General features: G+C 58.0%; 19 protein-coding genes. All 19 read right to left on the bottom strand.

Going from position 1 to position 18,256, the window contains the following annotated elements:
* Nucleotides 1-12: 12 nt before the first annotated feature.
* The 19 genes from ACJJVH_RS19375 to ACJJVH_RS19285 all read right to left on the bottom strand — a co-directional run bounded on the left by ACJJVH_RS19375 (nt 13) and on the right by ACJJVH_RS19285 (nt 18,206).
* Nucleotides 13-1,023, bottom strand: coding sequence for an ABC transporter substrate-binding protein (locus ACJJVH_RS19375; protein ID WP_412065806.1), 1,011 nt, complete (start codon nt 1,021-1,023; stop codon nt 13-15).
* Between the two features lie 52 nt (nt 1,024-1,075).
* Nucleotides 1,076-1,390: an NIPSNAP family protein gene (locus ACJJVH_RS19370; protein ID WP_113399814.1), complete on the bottom strand. Its 315-nt coding sequence runs from the start codon at nt 1,388-1,390 to the stop codon at nt 1,076-1,078.
* Nucleotides 1,391-1,395: 5 nt separating this feature from the next.
* Nucleotides 1,396-2,862: an aldehyde dehydrogenase gene (locus tag ACJJVH_RS19365; RefSeq protein WP_412065805.1), complete on the bottom strand. Its 1,467-nt coding sequence runs from the start codon at nt 2,860-2,862 to the stop codon at nt 1,396-1,398.
* A gap of 3 nt (nt 2,863-2,865) precedes the next feature.
* Nucleotides 2,866-3,906 (bottom strand): LLM class flavin-dependent oxidoreductase, encoded by a 1,041-nt coding sequence (locus ACJJVH_RS19360; RefSeq protein ID WP_412065804.1) that lies wholly within the window; start codon nt 3,904-3,906, stop codon nt 2,866-2,868.
* Nucleotides 3,903-4,841, bottom strand: a complete 939-nt coding sequence (locus tag ACJJVH_RS19355; RefSeq protein WP_412065803.1) for a flavin reductase family protein — start codon at nt 4,839-4,841, stop codon at nt 3,903-3,905. Before ACJJVH_RS19355 ends, ACJJVH_RS19360 begins: the two co-directional genes overlap by 4 nt.
* A complete protein-coding gene (locus tag ACJJVH_RS19350; protein ID WP_412065802.1) occupies nt 4,838-5,680 on the bottom strand; it encodes an alpha/beta fold hydrolase in 843 nt (280 codons plus the stop codon). Before ACJJVH_RS19350 ends, ACJJVH_RS19355 begins: the two co-directional genes overlap by 4 nt.
* Before the next feature lie 11 nt (nt 5,681-5,691).
* Nucleotides 5,692-6,294 carry an amino acid synthesis family protein gene (locus ACJJVH_RS19345; RefSeq protein WP_113399819.1) on the bottom strand — a complete coding sequence of 201 codons (603 nt, stop codon included), beginning with the start codon at nt 6,292-6,294 and terminating at the stop codon, nt 5,692-5,694.
* A gap of 118 nt (nt 6,295-6,412) precedes the next feature.
* Nucleotides 6,413-7,591, bottom strand: coding sequence for an iron-containing alcohol dehydrogenase (locus ACJJVH_RS19340; RefSeq protein ID WP_412065801.1), 1,179 nt, complete (start codon nt 7,589-7,591; stop codon nt 6,413-6,415).
* Between the two features lie 93 nt (nt 7,592-7,684).
* A complete protein-coding gene (locus ACJJVH_RS19335) occupies nt 7,685-8,416 on the bottom strand; it encodes an amino acid ABC transporter ATP-binding protein (protein WP_412065800.1) in 732 nt (243 codons plus the stop codon).
* 24 nt (nt 8,417-8,440) lie between these two features.
* Nucleotides 8,441-9,130 (bottom strand): amino acid ABC transporter permease, encoded by a 690-nt coding sequence (locus ACJJVH_RS19330; protein WP_412065799.1) that lies wholly within the window; start codon nt 9,128-9,130, stop codon nt 8,441-8,443.
* 70 nt (nt 9,131-9,200) lie between these two features.
* Complete coding sequence (locus tag ACJJVH_RS19325; protein WP_412065798.1) at nt 9,201-10,055, bottom strand: ABC transporter substrate-binding protein; 855 nt, start codon at nt 10,053-10,055, stop codon at nt 9,201-9,203.
* A 182-nt stretch (nt 10,056-10,237) separates the two neighbouring features.
* Nucleotides 10,238-10,933 carry a GntR family transcriptional regulator gene (locus ACJJVH_RS19320; RefSeq protein WP_113399823.1) on the bottom strand — a complete coding sequence of 232 codons (696 nt, stop codon included), beginning with the start codon at nt 10,931-10,933 and terminating at the stop codon, nt 10,238-10,240.
* A gap of 145 nt (nt 10,934-11,078) precedes the next feature.
* Complete coding sequence (gene purU / locus ACJJVH_RS19315; RefSeq protein WP_412065797.1) at nt 11,079-11,963, bottom strand: formyltetrahydrofolate deformylase; 885 nt, start codon at nt 11,961-11,963, stop codon at nt 11,079-11,081.
* Between the two features lie 89 nt (nt 11,964-12,052).
* A complete protein-coding gene (gene glnT, locus ACJJVH_RS19310; protein ID WP_113399825.1) occupies nt 12,053-13,360 on the bottom strand; it encodes a type III glutamate--ammonia ligase in 1,308 nt (435 codons plus the stop codon).
* Between the two features lie 83 nt (nt 13,361-13,443).
* Nucleotides 13,444-14,772 carry an FMN-binding glutamate synthase family protein gene (locus tag ACJJVH_RS19305; RefSeq protein ID WP_412065796.1) on the bottom strand — a complete coding sequence of 443 codons (1,329 nt, stop codon included), beginning with the start codon at nt 14,770-14,772 and terminating at the stop codon, nt 13,444-13,446.
* Between the two features lie 16 nt (nt 14,773-14,788).
* A complete protein-coding gene (locus ACJJVH_RS19300; RefSeq protein WP_412065795.1) occupies nt 14,789-15,475 on the bottom strand; it encodes a protein GlxC in 687 nt (228 codons plus the stop codon).
* 37 nt (nt 15,476-15,512) lie between these two features.
* Nucleotides 15,513-16,418: a class II glutamine amidotransferase gene (locus ACJJVH_RS19295; RefSeq protein ID WP_113399828.1), complete on the bottom strand. Its 906-nt coding sequence runs from the start codon at nt 16,416-16,418 to the stop codon at nt 15,513-15,515.
* A gap of 96 nt (nt 16,419-16,514) precedes the next feature.
* A complete protein-coding gene (locus ACJJVH_RS19290) occupies nt 16,515-17,180 on the bottom strand; it encodes a helix-turn-helix domain-containing protein (protein WP_162752134.1) in 666 nt (221 codons plus the stop codon).
* 51 nt (nt 17,181-17,231) lie between these two features.
* On the bottom strand, nt 17,232-18,206 hold the full coding sequence (locus ACJJVH_RS19285) for a GlxA family transcriptional regulator (RefSeq protein ID WP_412065794.1): 975 nt from the start codon (nt 18,204-18,206) through the stop codon (nt 17,232-17,234).
* Between the last annotated feature and the right edge of the window lie 50 nt (nt 18,207-18,256).

The raw sequence follows: 18,256 nt of genomic DNA, 5'->3' as shown, positions 1-18,256 counted from the left end.
TATCTCCTGAACTTACTGCGCCTGCCAAGCGTACCATCTTTTGCCGATGGCATCGCGGTTTACAGCCCAATAATTCATATCGGCGTTGACTTGGCTTGCCGTCTGTTGGTCCGGCAGAGTCTTTGCCGTTTCAGGATCCATTAGCTTGGCCGAGTCGAGATTGATCGGCGCATATCCGGTGGCTTTTGCCAAAGCGGCCTGTGGCTGCGCCGAGGTCGCAAGCGCGATGAATTTCATCGCCGTCTCAAGGTTCGGAGCACCTTTGGGGATGACGAGAGAATCGGCGGCCGTAATGTTCTGGCTCCAAGAGGTCTCCGTCTTCACCCCGCTATTGGCCAGCGCCGTCATGCGGCCATTCCAGAGGCTGCCGAAAGGCGCTTCCGCCGATGCGAGAAGCTGCTGCGATTGCGCGCCGCTCGTCCACCAAACGATATCCGACTTAATCGTATCGAGCTTCTTGAAAGCGCGATCGAGATCAAGCGGATAAAGCTTGTCCGCGGCAACGCCGTCGGCCAGCAGTGCCGCCTCGATCACACCAGGCGCGGACCACTTGTAGAAGGTGCGCTTGCCGGGGAACTTCTTCGTATCGAAGAGATCGGCCCAGGTCTTCGGGCAGGCGCTCACGGCATCGGCATTGCATCCGATGACAAAAGAATAATAGAAGCTGCCGACTGAATAGTCGCTGACGAAGCGCGGATCGAGCTTAGACTTGTCGATAACGGAAAAGTCGAGCTTTTCAAGCAACCCGTCCTTGCCGGCCTGAGCGGCATAATCCCCCTCGACGTCAACGACATCCCAGCTGACCTGGCCGGCTTCGACCATCGCCTTCAGCTTGCCATAGTCCGTGGGACCGTCCTGCATGACGCCGACGCCGGTCTTGTCGGTAAATTGGTTAGCCCACGCGACCTTCTGCGCATCCTGCGTCGTTCCTCCCCAGCTCGTAAAGACCATGGTGTCGGCCTTGACGGGCATGGATGCGGCCATCATTGCGGCAAAGGCCGCGAGTGCAATTCTTGCTTTCATGTTCCCTTGTCCTTGTTTTCAGTTTTGGAGGCATGCCTTATGTGCCGCCCGCTCATCCCAAGGGGGAGAAATCGGTAGGCTTCATAATCTTGTTTTCGGCCAAGTCGATCAGATCGCGGATCTTCGGCAGGAACGACTGCCACTGAGGGTCGGCGGCCAGCCGCCCACGCCGCGCCTCGCGATCATCGAGGCTCACATAGGACCAAATGTGCACGATCTCGTTGATCGTCCCAATCTCCGAATAGAAGTAGCCGACGAGATTGCCGAGATGCGCCTTCTGGATCGCAATCCCCTCTTCCTCCACGACCTTCAGATATTGTGGGATCGTGCCATTCTTCAGCCGGTAAGTGCGGATCTCGTAAAACATCGGTCTCACCTCATGACGAAGGGATCGGGTATCGGATCATCCGAGGTACGCAGCCAGACGGTCTTGGTGCGGGTATAGTCGAGCGCCGCCGCAAGCCCGCCCTCGCGACCGTCACCCGACAGGCCGAAGCCACCAAAAGGTGCGATCGGCGATACCGCGCGGTAGGTATTGACCCAGACGATGCCGGCGCGGATCGCCTTCATCAGGCGGTGAGCGCGTGTCAAGTTTTGCGTAAATACGCCGGAGGCAAGGCCATAGACCGTGTCATTGGCCAGCGCGATAGCCTCCGCCTCGGTTTCAAAGGAAACGACGGAGAGAACGGGTCCAAAAAATTCTTTCTCCATGGAGGGCGAACGGATGCCATCACAATCGAGAATCGTCGGCTTGTAGAAATAACCGTCACCGTCCACCGGTGCACCGCCAGTCAACAACTTCGCACCGGCATCCACGGAGGAAGAAACCAGTGAAACGATATGCTTGCGTTGACGCTCCGTCGCAAGCGGTCCCACTTCCGTCGTCATCTCTAGCGGCGAACCGATGCGGATCGCCTCAGCCTTCGCCGCCAAAATCTGGAGGAAACGATCCTTAACGCTTCTTTCGACGATCAGCCGCGAACCGGCAACGCAGCTCTGGCCGGTCGCGGCAAAAATGCCCGCAACCTGCGCATTGGCGGCGCTTTCAAGATCGGCATCGGCAAAAACGAGAATCGGAGATTTACCGCCGAGTTCCAGCGAGGTCGAGGCGAGATTTTCAGCCGAATTGCGGACGATATGACGTGCCGTTTCCGGCCCGCCGGTAAAGGCGATATGGGCCACCTTCGGATGAGTGGTGAGCGCGGTGCCGCAGGAGGCACCGAAACCGGTGACAATATTGAGGACGCCAGCAGGAAAACCGGCCTCATGCACCAGCCGGCCAAATTCCAGAAGCGGCGCCGGCCCATCTTCCGACGCCTTGACGACAACGGTGCAGCCTGCGGCAAGCGCCGGACCGATCTTAACGGCGGCGAGAAACAGCTGGCTGTTCCATGGCACGATGGCAGCCACTACACCAACGGGTTCACGCCGCAGCCAGACATCCATATCCGGCTTGTCGATCGGCAGATATGCGCCTTCGATCTTGTCGGCCATCCCGGCGTAATAGCGATAATAGTCCGCGACATAGGCAATCTGCGCGGAAGTCTCACGAATGATCTTGCCGGTATCGCGGGTTTCGAGTTCGGCGAGCGTCCCGGCGTTTTCCGCGACCAGATCGGCCAGCCGGTAAAGCAGCTTGCCGCGCTGAGTAGCCGTCAGCTTCGACCAGGCGGCATCCTCATAAAGAGACCGGTGCGCGGCTTCGACGGCGCGGCCGATATCCGCCTCGCGGCTTTCCGGCATCTCGGCCCATGGTGCGCCGGTTGCGGGATCGAGGCTTGAAAAGCGCGACTCGCCATCCTCGAAACGTCCGTCGATATAGCATTGAAAACTGCGCATCACCTACTCCCTGAAAGCCGGCATGACATCGGAAAGGAAGCGCTCCAGCGAGGCCTTCTTCCGCCCGAGGCTCATACCCGTATCGATCCAGAACGAATATTCGTCGTAACCCATGGCCTCGTAGGTCTTAAGCCGGGTAATGACTTCATCGGCATCGCCGACGACATTGTTCCGGCGCATTACATCGCCGGAAAGCATGGCGTTGGCGGCAATGTCCTCCGGTAGAAGGCGCTCGATAAGCCCTTGGTGAACGGGTTTCTCGTTTTTGAACCAGGCGAAGAAGTAATTATAATAAACGCTCATCTCATGCGCCGCCTGTGCGATATCGGCTTCATTGGAGCCGACATAAGTGTGGCGGAGCAACATGATTTTCGGCCGCTGTTTTTCCGGGTTTTTAGCGCAGGCTTCGTTAAAACGGCCCATTAGCGATTCCACCTCGTCATCACCCTGCCACAGCGGCGTCACCTGCACATTACAATCATTGGCGACGGCAAATTCGTGGGAATTCGGATCGCGCGCCGCCACCCAGATCGGCGGGAAAGGCTGCTGCAGCGGCTTGGGGGCGGAAGTGGTCGCCGGGAACTTGTAGAATTCGCCATTATGAGCGTAGTCGCCCGCCCAGACACCTTTGACGGCGGGGATGAGCTCACGCATGCGCTGGCCGGCGCCCCAGGGATCGAGGCCGGGTAGCAGCCGCTCATATTCGAAGGAATAGGCGCCACGGGCAATGCCGATATCGAGGCGACCATCGCAGATAAGGTCCGTCATCGCCGCTTCACCGGCAAGCTTGATCGGGTGCCAGAAGGGGGCGATGACGGTCCCCGTGCCGAGACGCGCTGTCTTCGTGCGCCGGGCAAGATCGGCGATCGTCACAAAAGGGTTCGGGGCGATGGTAAAATCCATGCCATGATGTTCGCCGGTCCAGATGGCATGCATGCCGCCGCGATCGGCGATTTCGCAAAGCGTCACGAACTCCTCATAGAGCGTTTTGTGATCTTGCAAGGCGTCCAACCGTTCCATGTGGACGAAGAGCGAAAATTTCATGGTTTTGCCCCCTTCATGGAGATGGGATGGACCTTGCCGGCAGTTTCACTACCGACGTAAACTCCGAAATTGCCGATGGAGCTTTCCAGCGCAAAACGATTGACGATATCTGCCGTCGCGCTTGAGTCGAATTTTGCGGAACCTAATGCACCCGGCACCAAAAAGCGGCCTTGACGTGGCGCATCATCACCTTCGGCGAGCCCGTGGTAGACAATGTGTTGGCGTCCATCCACCTTGTTTTCATAAACCGAATAGAGAAAGCCCGTCCTGACGGAAAGTCCGGTAAGCTCCTCTAGCCGCGCGGTTAACGCCGTAACCGGGTCACCGCCTGCGACGACACAGCCAGGCAACGACAGTACATCATCGCCGACAAGATAAATTTCGCCACGCCGTTCCAGCACCGCGCCGACAACGATTTCTCCCTCGGCCGCGGCGGATACCGCCTTGGCGGCCAGCATCGGCGTGAAATAACCGCCCCGCGCATAACCGAGACCGTTCAGGCCGCTATTGTCGAAGGCGGCGATGCGGCCGAGCAGGATGACATGATCGCCTGCCTCGATAACATCCTGCATCGTGCATTCGAACCAAGCCGCGACATCGGCAAAGACCGGCGAACCCTGCGGCGCATCCGCCCAGGCGGCGGTAGCGAAACGGTCCTCCACCGGGCGGGCGAAAGTGTTGGACAAGTCCTTCTGGTTTTCGGAGAGAATATTGACGGCAAAGTTTTTCGTACCGGTCATCGTCGCGAAATTGCGCGAGGTGCGCGCGATGCAAATCAAAAGCAGCGGCGGATCGAGCGAAACGGAGGTGAAGGAATTGGCCGTAAAGCCGACGGGTTTCCTAGCATCATCTCGCGCCGTCACGATCGTTACGCCCGTGACGAAAGCGCCGAATGCTTCGCGCAAAGCGCGCGGATCAAGCGTTACAGCAGTCATTGTGGCTCCTCCTCTAAAGCCAGCCATTCGGCTATCAACGCATTGACCGTCTCTGGTGCGGTCAGATTGACCATATGCCGGTGTGCCTCGACGATGCGGACGTAACCGCGCGGTGTGATCGCCGCCATCTGTTCGGCCATCAATGGCGTCGAATTTGGATCGTCCGAACCGGTCAAAAAAAGCGCTGGGCAGGTGACCGAGGGCCAGCGGTCCGCATAGGTCTCGTCCCCGCCCGCAAAAGCCGTATATGCCACCGCGTAACCTTCCGGATCGACCATTTCCAGCCAACCGCGCGTCAGTTCCCGCGCATGCTGGCTCTTGGCATCATCGCCGAACCAGCGCAGCAATGGACCTTCTTTATCCACACCCTCGGTGCGGATCGCCGCCGCACGCGCAAGCACCGCTGCTTTAGCGGCCGGATCGCGGCGATAGACACCGTTCAGATAGCCGACACGTGCGACACGATCGCAGAAGGTGGCAGCAGCGCCACCGGAAATCAGCGCTCCCATAGAATGCCCGGCGACATTGGCGCGCACGATCTGCATATCATCCAGAAAACGGCCGAACCAGCCGACGAAATCCGTGAGCGTGCTGCCCGCGGGCAGGCATTCGCTGCCGCCATGGCCCGGCATATCGACCGCGATGACGCGATGCGTCCTGGAAAAAAACTCGATCTGCGGCTCCCAGGCTTCAAGCCGCATACCCACGCCGTGGATGAGGATCAAGTTCTCACCGGCACCGGTTTCGAAATAGGCCGCCCCGCCCCCAGTCATCCTCCGAGGAAGCGCCGCGGTGCCTGCCTTAGCATTGACCCGTGAGGTGGTGGCGACCTCCTGCATTCGCATCACCCTCAAACACCAGCCGGATTAGCGACATCGTGACCAAGATCCTTCAGATCCTGGTAACGGTCGCCAATACGATGGTGAGGTCGCCCGCCGACGGAAGCACCAAGCGCGACCACAATTTCATCCGCCGCCGGGGCATCGGGAATGGCGGTCTGAATGGTCAGATAATGCGACCGGCGGCCTTCATCGTTCTTGTCCATCAGCGGGATCATGATCGGCGCATTGCCGGGACCGCGCGTGTTGCAGAAGGCGAGGTAGGACTTCGCGCCCACTGCTTGGCGATAATGATTGCCGAAACGCAGTGTGTGGATAAGGGCGGAAGCGTGTTCGATCTCGCCATCCAACCCGACGACCGCCGCCTTGCCATAGGCCTCCACCGCCTCACCTGAGCCGACGGCATCTAGGATCATCTTCGTCAGCAATTCGCCGAGCACCGGTGCACCCGCGTGGATCTCTGGCTTAAGATCATCCACGAAACCTTTTCCTGCCCAGGGATTTTTCACGACAGCAATGGCGCTGAACAGCTTCAAAGGCGACGCCGCAGCCTTGCCTCCCTCAATCAACGTAGTTTCGACCTGCAGCAGGGTCTTGCGGATCTGGATGGGCATGGGCGTTCTCTCCGTCAATATGATAGCTTATGGTATGCCATAATACATAACTGTCAAGCATCCTGATGATCTTCGCTTGGAAAGCAAGAAAACATCCGGTTTAACAGCAGTTTATGGCTTAGAGCTCGTCAATGCTTCCGTCATAAGCGAGTTCATACAGGCGCGCCATTTCAGCGCCTGTGGGCACCCGCGGGTTGTTGGCCGGCGTGCCGGACGCAAGGCTCTGCCGGACCATTTCCGGCACAAGATCGATATAGCGGCTCTTGTCGATACCAAATGCCTGCGGGGTTGGCACCTTCAGCCGCCTGTTCAGGCCGATAAATGCCTCCACCAGCTTCACGCCGGCGATCCTGTCGCTATCCGTCAAGGCCGCACAACCCAGCGCCCGCGCGGCGGCGGCATACTGCGGCAGAGCGGAATTCAGTGAAAACTGCGTGACCAGCGGCAACACCATCGCATTCGACATGCCGTGCGGCACATGGAAAAAAGCACCCACCGGCCGGCTGAGACCGTGGATCAGTGCAGTCGATGTATTGGAGACGGCAAGTCCCGCGTGGGTCGCGCCTAGCATCATCGCTTCGCGCGCATCCCGGTCATCGGGATTGTTTGCCACTTTTTCAAGATTCGCGCCGATCAGCTTCAGGGCGGAAAGCGCCAGCGCCTCGGAATGGGCGTTGCCGTTGCGATTGATCAATGCTTCCAGCGCGTGGGTCAGCGCATCGATGCCGGTATCGACCGTAACACGATAAGGGCAGGTCAGCGTCAGCTCATAATCGATGATGGCCGCGACCGGCAAAGCGGCAGTACCGAGGATCAGCATTTTTTCGCTTGCGGCGGTATCGGTGACGACAGCTGCGCGCGTCACTTCCGAACCGGTTCCAGCCGTGGTGGGTATGGCAATTACCGGCATGACGGAGAAATCCACGATTCTGGGCACTTTCAGGGCACGCAGCTTTTCGCCGCTCGTCGCGACGATGGCTCCCGCCTTCGCCGTGTCCATGGCGCTGCCGCCACCGAGCGCAACCAGGCCGTCGTGGCCCCCATCGGCAATGCGCTTTACCAGGATGGCGATAGATATGTCCGTCGGATCTTCAACGACATCGGAGAAGATAGCGGCTTCCATCCCTTCCTCCGCGAGTGCCTGCAGAAGCGTCTCGGCATGACCAAGTTTCCGCATCACAGGATCGCAGACCAGCAACGGGCGATTGACGCCGAGCGATTTCAGCACGGCAGGTAATCGGAAACGGCTGCCGCCACCGATGAGCATTTCGCGTGGCATCAGGACACGGTTTATCATTGCGGTTCTCCGCGACTACTTTCTGCGTTGTTCGGGATGCTGAAGGTCGACGGTCGGAAGCGGATTTCGGGGCCAGCTCCGACAGTTCTCAACCTAGTGCGCCAGGATTTTCGACAGGAAGGAGCGCGCACGCTCCGTCTTCGGATCGGTGAAGAAGCTGTCGCCTTCACCGATCTCGACGATTTCGCCGCCATCCATGAAGACGATGCGGTCCGCCACCTTGCGGGCAAACCCCATTTCATGGGTCACCACCATCATCGTCATGCCCTCCTGCGCGAGCGAGACCATCACATCGAGAACCTCGTTGATCATTTCCGGATCAAGTGCCGATGTCGGCTCGTCGAAAAGCATGGCGACGGGGTCCATCGCCAGCGCGCGGGCGATCGCGACGCGCTGCTGCTGCCCCCCCGACAATTGCCCAGGATATTTTCTGACATGGGCCGTCAGCCCGACCCTTTCCAGAAGAGCGTTGGCCTTGGCGAGCGCTTCCGCCGGCGAACGTCCGAGAACCTTTTCCTGCCCGATGCAGAGGTTTTCAAGGATCGTCATATGCGGGAAGAGTTCGAAATGCTGGAACACCATGCCCACCTTGGAGCGCAGTTTCGGCAGGTCCGTCTTCGGATCAGTCACTTTCACCCCGTCAACCACTATGACGCCGCTACCGATCGTCTCCAGCGCGTTAACGCATTTGATCAGGGTCGACTTACCGGAGCCGGACGGTCCGCAGATTACGACAACCTCTCCTTTTCCAACGCTTAGGGAACAGTCCTTCAGGACCTGAAACTGTGGCCCGTACCATTTGTTAACGGACTGAAGGTCAACCATCGGATTATCCATTGTTCTTCTCCATCAATGTCCGGCGGAAGACAGCTGGCCATAGGCCTTGCCAAAACGCTTCTCTATTCTGCGCTGCACGAGCTCCCATGCCGTTGTCATAATCAGATAATAGATCGCTGCCACCACGAAGAGCTCGAGTACCATGAACTTTTCTTGGATCAGCACCTGCGTACGGCGCAGGAGCTCTTCCATCGAGATGACCGAGGCGATGGACGTGGTTTTTAGAACGCTGTTGACCGAGTTCCCGAGCGGTGGAATGATAATGCGCAGCGCCTGCGGAGCAATGACATAGCGCATGACCTGCCATTCGCGCATACCAATCGCCCGGGCAGCATTGACCTGTCCCCGAGGCACAGCCGCGATACCTGCACGCACGATCTCGGCCAGATAGGCGGCCTCGCAAAGCGCCAGACCGAGTAGAGTCGACTGGATGACCGTGAACTTGATACCGAGCTGCGGCAGGCCGGTGAAGATGATGATCAACTGGACAAGGAGTGGCGTGCCACGAAAAATCCAAATGTAGAAATATGCCGGTATAGAAAGAAGCTTGTAGTGTGACATGCGCATGACAGCGATGACAAAGCCGATCGCCAGACCAGCAGTCATCGCAAACACCGTCAGTCCCAAAGTTACGAGGGCGCCTTCGAATAGGTAGTAGTTTGTCAGATATTCGAAGAAACCGTCCCAGTTCCATCCCTTCACGATACTCTCCTGTGGAATCTTGACAAAGAAGCTCGATCAGCCGTGGTCGCTGATCTCCTCGCAACCAGGGTCAGGGAGGAAGGACACTGAGGTCGCCAGGCGCCGGCAGAACGCCGTATTGGCTCATGAGTTTGTCGAAGGTTCCATCAGCCTTCATTGCCTTCATGGCACCGGATACCGCTTCTGCCACGTCCTTGTTGATGAACGCTAACGATCCAGGGGTTGGATAAAGACCTGTCAAGGCATGGCTGAACTCACCACGATCCTGATATTCTTTTGCGACCGGATCGATGGAAGCGGCAGCATCCACCTGCCCTGCCCGGAGCGCCTGATAAACAGTCGCGTAGTTATCGAAGAGGGAGATCTTCATCTCCGGCAGGCCGCGCTTCTTGAAGTCCTCGTTCAGCTCGCGCATCTTCTTTTCATCGTAGCCGCCGATATCCGTACTGATCGACTTACCTGCCAGATCATCGAGCTTGGTCACCGCCTTATCCGACTTGATTGCCGTCGAGATGCTGATCGCTAGGTTCTCGTAGGGGATCATCATTAGGATCTTGCGCCGTTCAGGTGTCACGAACAGTCCAGCATTGACAAGATCCCAACGCCCCCCGTTCAGGCCGGGGATCATCGTCGCATACTCCGTACTGACGAACTCGGGCTTCAGGCACAGACGCTTGGCGATCTCCTTGCCTATATCGATCCGCAGGCCCTTCAACTCTCCATTCTGATCCGCGAACGCCATGGGCGGCAACGTCGGGCTTGTAGCCATTGTCAGCGTTCCAGCAGTCGTAAGCAGAGTGTCGGATATCTTCGGCGTGCAGTCCTGAGCAACTGCGGCACCGGCAAGAAGAGTGAGCGCGGCACCCGCCAATAGGGTCCGAACGCGCACGGCTACGCATTTCCGGGAAATCGAATTCCAGTTCACATTAAGCTCCGCTCTTCATATTATTGATTATGGCATACCATCACATCAAATGGTTTACCCTGTCAAGAAGTGACCAGTCGATTTTCTAAAGAGTTGTAAAATAACGATAAAGTATAAAATACCGTTTTGCGGCTCCCAGCTGGCAGCAGCAAGAACAGGCAAATATGGGCGCCGGAAAACCGTCAGTCGGCAGTTTTTTGCGCCGTGAGAACAGCTTCAGCGATGGCACAGGCGCTCGTGACGTGATCGAGCGCGGCTTTGTAAGCGGCGTCTCCGTTGCCCTGGCGAATCGCCTCGACGATCTTTGCCATTTGTGCAGGGCCTTCGATATCGCGGCTTTTCGTCTTGATCGTCATGGAACGAAGATGATTGATCCGTACCGTCAGCAGATTGACAACTCCCCAGGCAACATGCCGGTCGATCTTGCTAAACAGCGTCTGGTAGAAGGACGAGGTATGCGCCAGCACGCCTGCCATATCCTTGGCGGCATAGCTTTCGCGAATATTCTTCAGCGAGGCATCCAACGCCTCGACGATGGCGGGCTCGCGGCGTTCCGCACACAGACGCGCCGCCATTCCCTCCAGCGCGCCGCGAATTTCGTAAATCTGCTTGGCTTCATCGAGATCGAGCATCGCAACGATCGGGCCTTTGTTGGGTAAGTTCGCCACCAGCCCTTCGGACTCCAAATGGCGCAGGACTTCGCGTACGATGGTGCGGGAAACGCCGAGCTGGGCGCAGAGATCGCGCTCCACCAGGCGCTCCCCTGGGCGAAAATATCCCTCCACAATAGCGTCACGTACCTTGTCCAAGGCCAGTTCTCTCAAGGTCTTTGCCGGACGCTCGACACGAATTGCGGTTCTCTCCGTAGCGGCAGTCATGGTGTCTCCTCGTTTGCATCTGCCCGCGTCGCAATTTTAGCGGGTCAAGCAGGCTTCTGGCTCTTAATATTATGGTGTACCAAACTATGCGGTTGTGCACCAGCTATCAAGCACCATCATGTCCGCTAGCTACTATGGAGCAATCTCATCCCATCCTTTCCGACGCATAAGAGCCGGGACCGGGAGGAAAGACGACAGTTCGGCTGCCGTTCAAGAATACACGCCGATGGATATGCGCATGAATGGCACGCGCGAGCACCTGCGCCTCCACGTCGCGGCCGAGCGCCACGTAATCCTCAGCGCTCTGGGCATGGGTGATGCGTACGATATCCTGCTCGATGATCGGCCCCTCATCGAGATCGGCAGTCACATAATGGGCCGTCGCACCGATCAGCTTCACCCCGCGCTGGTAGGCCTGCTTGTAGGGATTGGCACCCTTGAAGGACGGCAGGAAGGAGTGGTGGATATTGATGATCTTTCCCGACATCGTCTCGCACATCCTGTCGGAAAGTACCTGCATGTAGCGGGCCAGCACGATGAGTTCCGTGCCGGTGCTTTCCACGATCTCCGTGATGCGGGTTTCGGCCTGCAGCTTGTTCTCTTTCGTCACCGGAATGTAGTGAAAGGGGATGTCGTGATTGACGACGACCTTCTGGTAATCGAAATGGTTGGAAACGACTCCCACAATATCGATCGGTAGCGCGCCGATTCGCCAGCGGTAAAGCAAATCATTGAGGCAATGGCCGAAGCGCGACACCATCAGCAGAACCTTCATCCGCTCGGCCTGATCGTGCAGCGCCACCTTCATGCCGAATTTATCCGAAATCGATGCCAGCCCGGCTACAAGTTTCTCGCGCGTCGCGTCCTCCTCGGAAATGAAGCTCACGCGCATGAAGAAACGACCGGAGCCGAGATCATCGAATTGCGAACTGTCGACGATGTTGCATCCCATTTCAGCCAGAAAGCCTGAAAGGGCGGCAACGATGCCGCGAGTGGACTTGCATGTTACGGTCAGGACGAAGTTCGTCATCTGGCAATCTCTCTGTCAGCGATATGGCTAAAACCCGCGCTGTTTGATGAGCGCGGGAAAAAGCCGCGAAGATGGCGGGAAAGCCGCACTCAAACGTCGAGCGTAGTCTGATGCTCCCAGGCGGTGAATTGCGAGCAATAGCTGTTCCATTCGCCCTGCTTGAGCTTCAGATAGGCTTTTGAGAATTCGACACCGAGCGCCTGCTGCAATTCCACATCCTTTTCATATTCGCGTAGCGCATCGAGAAGATTGAGCGGTAGCTTCGGCGCATCCGTGACCGTGTGGCCCTCACGATACATGTCGATATCATAATGTCGTCCCGGATCTGCTTTCGAGCGCACACCGGAGAGACCGGCGGCGATGATGATGGCCTGCAGCAGATAGGGATTCACGGCGCCGTCCGGCAAGCGCAATTCGAACCGCCCCGGGCCTGGCACGCGCACCATGTGGGTGCGATTGTTGCCGGTCCAGGTCACCGTGTTCGGGGCCCAGGTGGCGCCTGAAACGGTACGCGGCGCATTGATCCGCTTGTAGGAATTGACCGTCGGATTGGTGACGGCCGCAAGCGCGGAAGCATGTTTCATGATGCCGCCTAGAAAGGTCTTGCCCTTGGCCGACAGCCCGAAAGGCATCGCCTTGTCGGCAAAGGCATTGACCTTGCCATCCAGATCCCAGACCGAAATATGGGCATGGCAGCCATTGCCGGTCAGCCCCTTGAATGGCTTCGGCATGAAGGTGGCGCGTAGCCCGTGCTTTTCGGCAACGGATTTGACCATGAATTTGAAGAAGGAATGTTTATCGGCCGTCTGCAGCGCATCGTCATATTCCCAGTTCATCTCGAACTGGCCGTTCGCATCCTCATGGTCGTTCTGATAGGGCTTCCAGCCAAGCTGCAGCATGTAGTCGCAAATCTCGGCAATGACATCATAACGACGCATGACGGCTTGCTGGTCGTAGCAAGGCTTTTCAGCCGTGTCATAATCGTCGGAGATTTTTGCACCGTCGGGCGAAATCAGAAAAAATTCCGGCTCCACACCGGTTTTGACCCGCAACCCCTCGCTAGCCGCTTCCGCAATGAGCCTCTTCAAAACCCCACGCGGCGCCTGCTGCACAGGCTCATCTTCCATGATGCAATCGGCAGCGACCCAGGCGACATCCTTCTTCCACGGAAGCTGAATGACCGAGGAGGCGTCTGGAACGGCAAAAAGGTCGGGATGGGCCGGTGTCAGATCGAACCAGGTGGCGAACCCGGCAAAACCCGCGCCATCCTTCTGCATATCGCCAATCGCGTCTGACGGAACCAGCTTGGCGCGCTGGGCACCAAAGAGATCGGTATAGCTGATCATGAAATATTTGATGCCCTTTTCGGCAGCAAATTTGGAGAGGTTCAGTGTCACGTCATTCCCCTTTTTTTGGTATCAGACACTTCATTGAAAAAAGACGGACACATCCTCCCAAATGCGCCCGTCCGATCTGTATTTTAGAAGCTGCCCTTTCCCGGGAACCAGTTCGTTCCCGCCAGCGGAACCTGGGCCATTGCCGCAGCCTCCATTGTGAGCGCCACCAGATCTTCCGGCTCCAGATTGTGGAGATGGTTCTTGCCGCAAGCACGCGCGATGGTCTGCGCTTCCAGCGTCATCACCTTTAGATAATTGGCAAGGCGACGACCGGCAGCGGCGGGATCGAGGCGCGCGGCTAGTTCCGGATCTTGGGTAGTGATACCAGCGGGGTCTTTGCCCTCGTGCCAGTCATCATAAGCACCCGCCGTGGTGCCCAGTTTCTGGTATTCCTCTTCCCATTTCGGATCATTATCACCCAGCGCCACCAGCGCCGCCGTGCCGATGGCAACCGCGTCAGCGCCAAGCGCCAGCGCCTTGGCGACATCCGCACCCGAACGAATGCCGCCGGAAACGATCAGTTGCACCTTGCGGTGCATACCAAGGTCCTGAAGTGCCTGCACGGCGGGACGAATGCAGGCGAGCGTAGGCATACCGACATTTTCGATGAAGACATCCTGCGTCGCGGCCGTGCCGCCTTGCATGCCGTCCAGCACAACCACATCGGCCCCGGCTTTCACCGCTAGCGCTGTATCGTAATAGGGCCGCGCGCCGCCGACCTTGACATAGATCGGTTTTTCCCAGTCGGTGATTTCACGCAATTCGAGGATCTTGATCTCAAGATCATCCGGGCCGGTCCAATCCGGATGGCGGCAGGCGGAACGCTGGTCGATACCCTTGGGAAGATTGCGCATATTGGCGACGCGATCGGAAATCTTCTGGCCGAGCAACATGCCGCCGCCGCCCGGTTTCGCACCCTGGCCGACCACGATCTCGATGGCATCCGCGCGCCGCAGATCCTTCGGATTCATTCCGTAACGCGAGGGCAGATACTGGTAGACCAACGTCTGGCTGTGGCCGCGCTCCTCATCCGTCATGCCGCCATCGCCCGTCGTGGTGGAGGTGCCGGCAATGGTCGCACCACGGCCGAGCGCTTCCTTGGCATTGCCTGACAGAGCTCCGAAGCTCATGCCGGCAATGGTAATCGGCGTCTTCAGTGTGATCGGCTTCCTGGCAAAACGCGTGCCGAGCGTGACGGTCGTATCGCACTTCTCGCGATAGCCTTCGAGCGGATAACGCGAGATGGATGCACCTAGAAACAGCAGATCGTCGAAATGCGGAACCTTACGCTTGGTGCCCGCACCGCGAATATCGTAAATGCCGGTCGCGGCCGCGCGGCGGATTTCCGCCAACGTATGATCGTCGAAAGTTGCGGATTTGCGCGGCGGGGTGAAGGGGTTGTGATAGCTCATCGGAATGTCCCTCGCCTCAATACGCGTCGGCGTTATCGATGTTGAAATTGTAGAGCGTGCGAGCCGAGCCGTAGCGTTTGAAATCCTTCGGGCTGACATCGGTGACGCCAGCCTTTGCAAGAAGCTCGGCGAGTTTCTCCAGATGTTCCGGGCGCATTTCCTTTTCAATGCAATCGGAGCCGAGACTTTTGACCGAGCCACGCACGAAGAGCTTCGCTTCGTAGAGAGAATCGCCCAGCGCATCGCCCGCATCGCCACAGACGACGAGATGGCCGGACTGGCCCATGAAGGCGGACATATGGCCGATATTGCCCTTCACGACGATATCGATGCCCTTCATGGAAATGCCGCAACGGGAAGCCGCGTTGCCCTTGATGACAAGAAGCCCGCCGCGGCCGGTGGCTCCAGCATACTGCGAGGCATCGCCTTCAATGACGACGGTGCCGGACATCATGTTTTCCGCGACACCCGGTCCTGCCGAACCGTGCACCGTAACGGTGCCGCCATCATTCATGCCGGCGCAATAATAGCCGACCGAACCATGCACTTCGACGGTTACAGGAGTGTCGATGCCGACCGCCACGGCGTGGTGGCCACGCGGGTTGACGACTTCGAATTCGGTATCGTTTGCGCCCGAAGAAAGACCGTGGAGCGCCTTGTTGAGTTCACGCAGCGGCGTGCGGGAGAGATCAAAAGCTGGCATGGATTATGACTTTCGCGATATAGGCCGATGGCGTGTCTCAGGCGGCCTTTTCATGGTCCCAGAAATAGACAGTCGCCGGCTCGGGCTCCCAGACACGAGCGTTTTCAATGCCGGGCAGATTGACCAATGCGCGATATTCGGAGCCGAAAGCGACATATTGGTCGGTCTCGGCCATGACCGCCGGCTTGCAGGCAATCGGATCGCGGACGACGCCGAAGCCGGATTTGGTGCCGACGACAAAGGTGAAGAAGCCGTCGAGATCGTCAAGCGCGCCGGTCAGCGCCTCGCCGAGATCCTTTCCCTTGGCCATCTTCGCCGTGAGATAGGCAGCTGCGACTTCAGAGTCGTTCTGAGTCTCGAAGACCATACCTTCACGCACCAGTTCGCGGCGCAGATTATTGTGGTTGGAAAGCGAGCCGTTATGCACCAGGCACTGATCCGCACCGGTGGAAAAGGGATGGGCGCCAAGCGTCGTCACCGCCGATTCCGTCGCCATACGGGTGTGGCCGATGCCATGTGTGCCAGCCATGGAACGCACGCCGAAACGGGCGACGACATCCCTCGGCAAGCCGGTTTCCTTGTAGATTTCCACGCTGTCGCCGGAGCCCATCACCCGCACATTCGGGCGGATGGCGGAAAGAGCCGCACGGATGTCGTCCAGTTTTTCGGCGGGAATGTCGAGAATCGCGTGCGTATTCTTCACCGTGACGAAAGTATCGACGCCGTTTTCCTTGAGCGCTTCGGCAAGGCCGGAAAAATCGGCGGTGGGATCGGCCGACTGGATCGTAACTTTCGCGCGGCCATCGGCAGCACTTCCATAGATCGCGATGCCGGCCGAATCCGGCCCACGATCGGTCATGGTGACCAGCATGTCCGAAAGCAGCTGACCCAACTGCGGTTCAAGGCTTTTGTCTTTCAGGAATAGTCCAACAATGCCGCACATCGACAGGCACCTCCATTCGTTTCCGAAGGAAGAGCTATCATATGGAATTCCAATTCGTCAACTGTTAGGAATATTTTTTTCTTCTAAGGCAATTTTCTAGTCACTCGTCAACCGCATTTGCGGATAGGAAATGATCGACAGATAACGGGCGGGTAGCTTGACCAGTTCCTCCGGTCCGTGTGGCGCATCGGCATCGAAAAACAGGCTATCGCCGGCTTGCATGGTGAACAGTTGCTCGCCGTGGCGATAAATTACTTCACCTTCCAGCATGTAGAGAAACTCCATGCCCTCATGTTGGAACGTCGGAAATACATCCGAATCCTTGGTTAGCGTGATGAGATAAGGTTCGACGGTAACACCACTCGAATTGTTATCGATATGGCCGAGCAGACTGTATTGGTGGCCGGCCCGAGTGCCTCTGCGCTCTATATTCACCCCTTGGCCTGCCTTCACGAACACGGCATTGCGCGGTTCTTCATATCGGCGAAAGAAGGCCGTGATCGGCACACCCAGCGCTTTCGAAAGCGTCTGCAACGTGGTGAGCGACGGGGAGATGTTACCGTTCTCGATCTTGGAGAGCATGCCAACGGAGACGCCGGTGGCCGAAGCAAGATCAGTGACCGTGATGCCGAGCTTCTTGCGATAAGCCCGCACCTCATGACCGATCGCAATTTCCAGATTGTTGACCCTCGGCTCGCGAACAGCGTGCGGATCTTGCGACAGGAACTGCGCCTGCTCGGCCTTGATGGTATCCTTGGCCATGGGGGTCCTCCGGCATTATCGTGTTTTCCCCTTCTTTACAGGAAAACTATTTTAATTCGGAGGAAATCTTTGCCGTATGGCATTCGGCGTGCGGCCAAAACGAGCCTTGAAGCTTCCTGAAAAGTGACCCGCGCTGGAAAACCCGGTGGCAAAAGCCACCTCCGCGATGGACAGCGGGCTTTGTTCAAGCAAACGCCGGGCATGATCGAGGCGGATCGTGCGATAAGTGTCCAGAAAGCTCGACTTCAGATGGGTGGCGAAAAGCCGGTCGAGGTGGCGCGCGCTCGTGCCCGCAAGCCTTGCCATGGCCTGCCGGTCTAGCGGGCTTTCAATGGTTGTTTCCATTTTTTCCAGCACGGTCAGCAAGGCCGGGTGGTTTGTGCCATAGCGTTGCGCCGAGGAGCCGCGCTGCGGCGCGCCGGGTTCGGCCACGGCCGTGTGTAGATACCAGTCACTGACACGTCTTGCGAAATGCGCCCCCATTCTTTGCGAAATCATCGCATACATCATATCGAGAGGTGCGACGCCGCCTGCACAGGTGATGCGGTCTCCGTCGATGACAAACCGTGCTTGTCGGGGCGTCAGATGAGTGAAGGCTTCTCGAAGTACCGGCGCATGCTCCCAATGAATCGTGAAATCGCGATTATCCAGCAGGCCCGCCGCCGCCAACACGTAAGCGCCACTGGAAATGCCGCCGATCCTTATACCCAGTCGCGCCAGCCGCCGAAGCGTGCCGAACGCACTCTCCCCGACCACCCAGTCCTTCGGCCCGCCGCCAGCACAGACGAAGATGGTGTTGCAGCGGTCTCCCACCACGGTGAGTGGCTGGCAGTCGACAAGGATTCCCGACGAACTTCTCACGGCTTCGCCACCGAAAGACAAAGGCACGACCTCATAAAGATCGGTCCCGGCGATGAGATTGGCGGCTCGTAGCGGCTCAGCCGCCGAGGCGTAGGACATCAGCGCAAAATTCGGGACGAGGACGAAACCGATGCGCTGGACATTCCTGTGTTCGATCATTGCCATGTCCCTTTTCTAAATCATAATGTCCCTTATCTGCAACACTCTTCCGAACG

Origin of the sequence: Rhizobium sp. SYY.PMSO (assembly GCF_046840415.1) — a bacterium.
In the GTDB taxonomy this organism is placed as follows: Bacteria; Pseudomonadota; Alphaproteobacteria; order Rhizobiales; family Rhizobiaceae; genus Rhizobium.
This window is presented reverse-complemented; position numbering and strand designations above follow the sequence as displayed.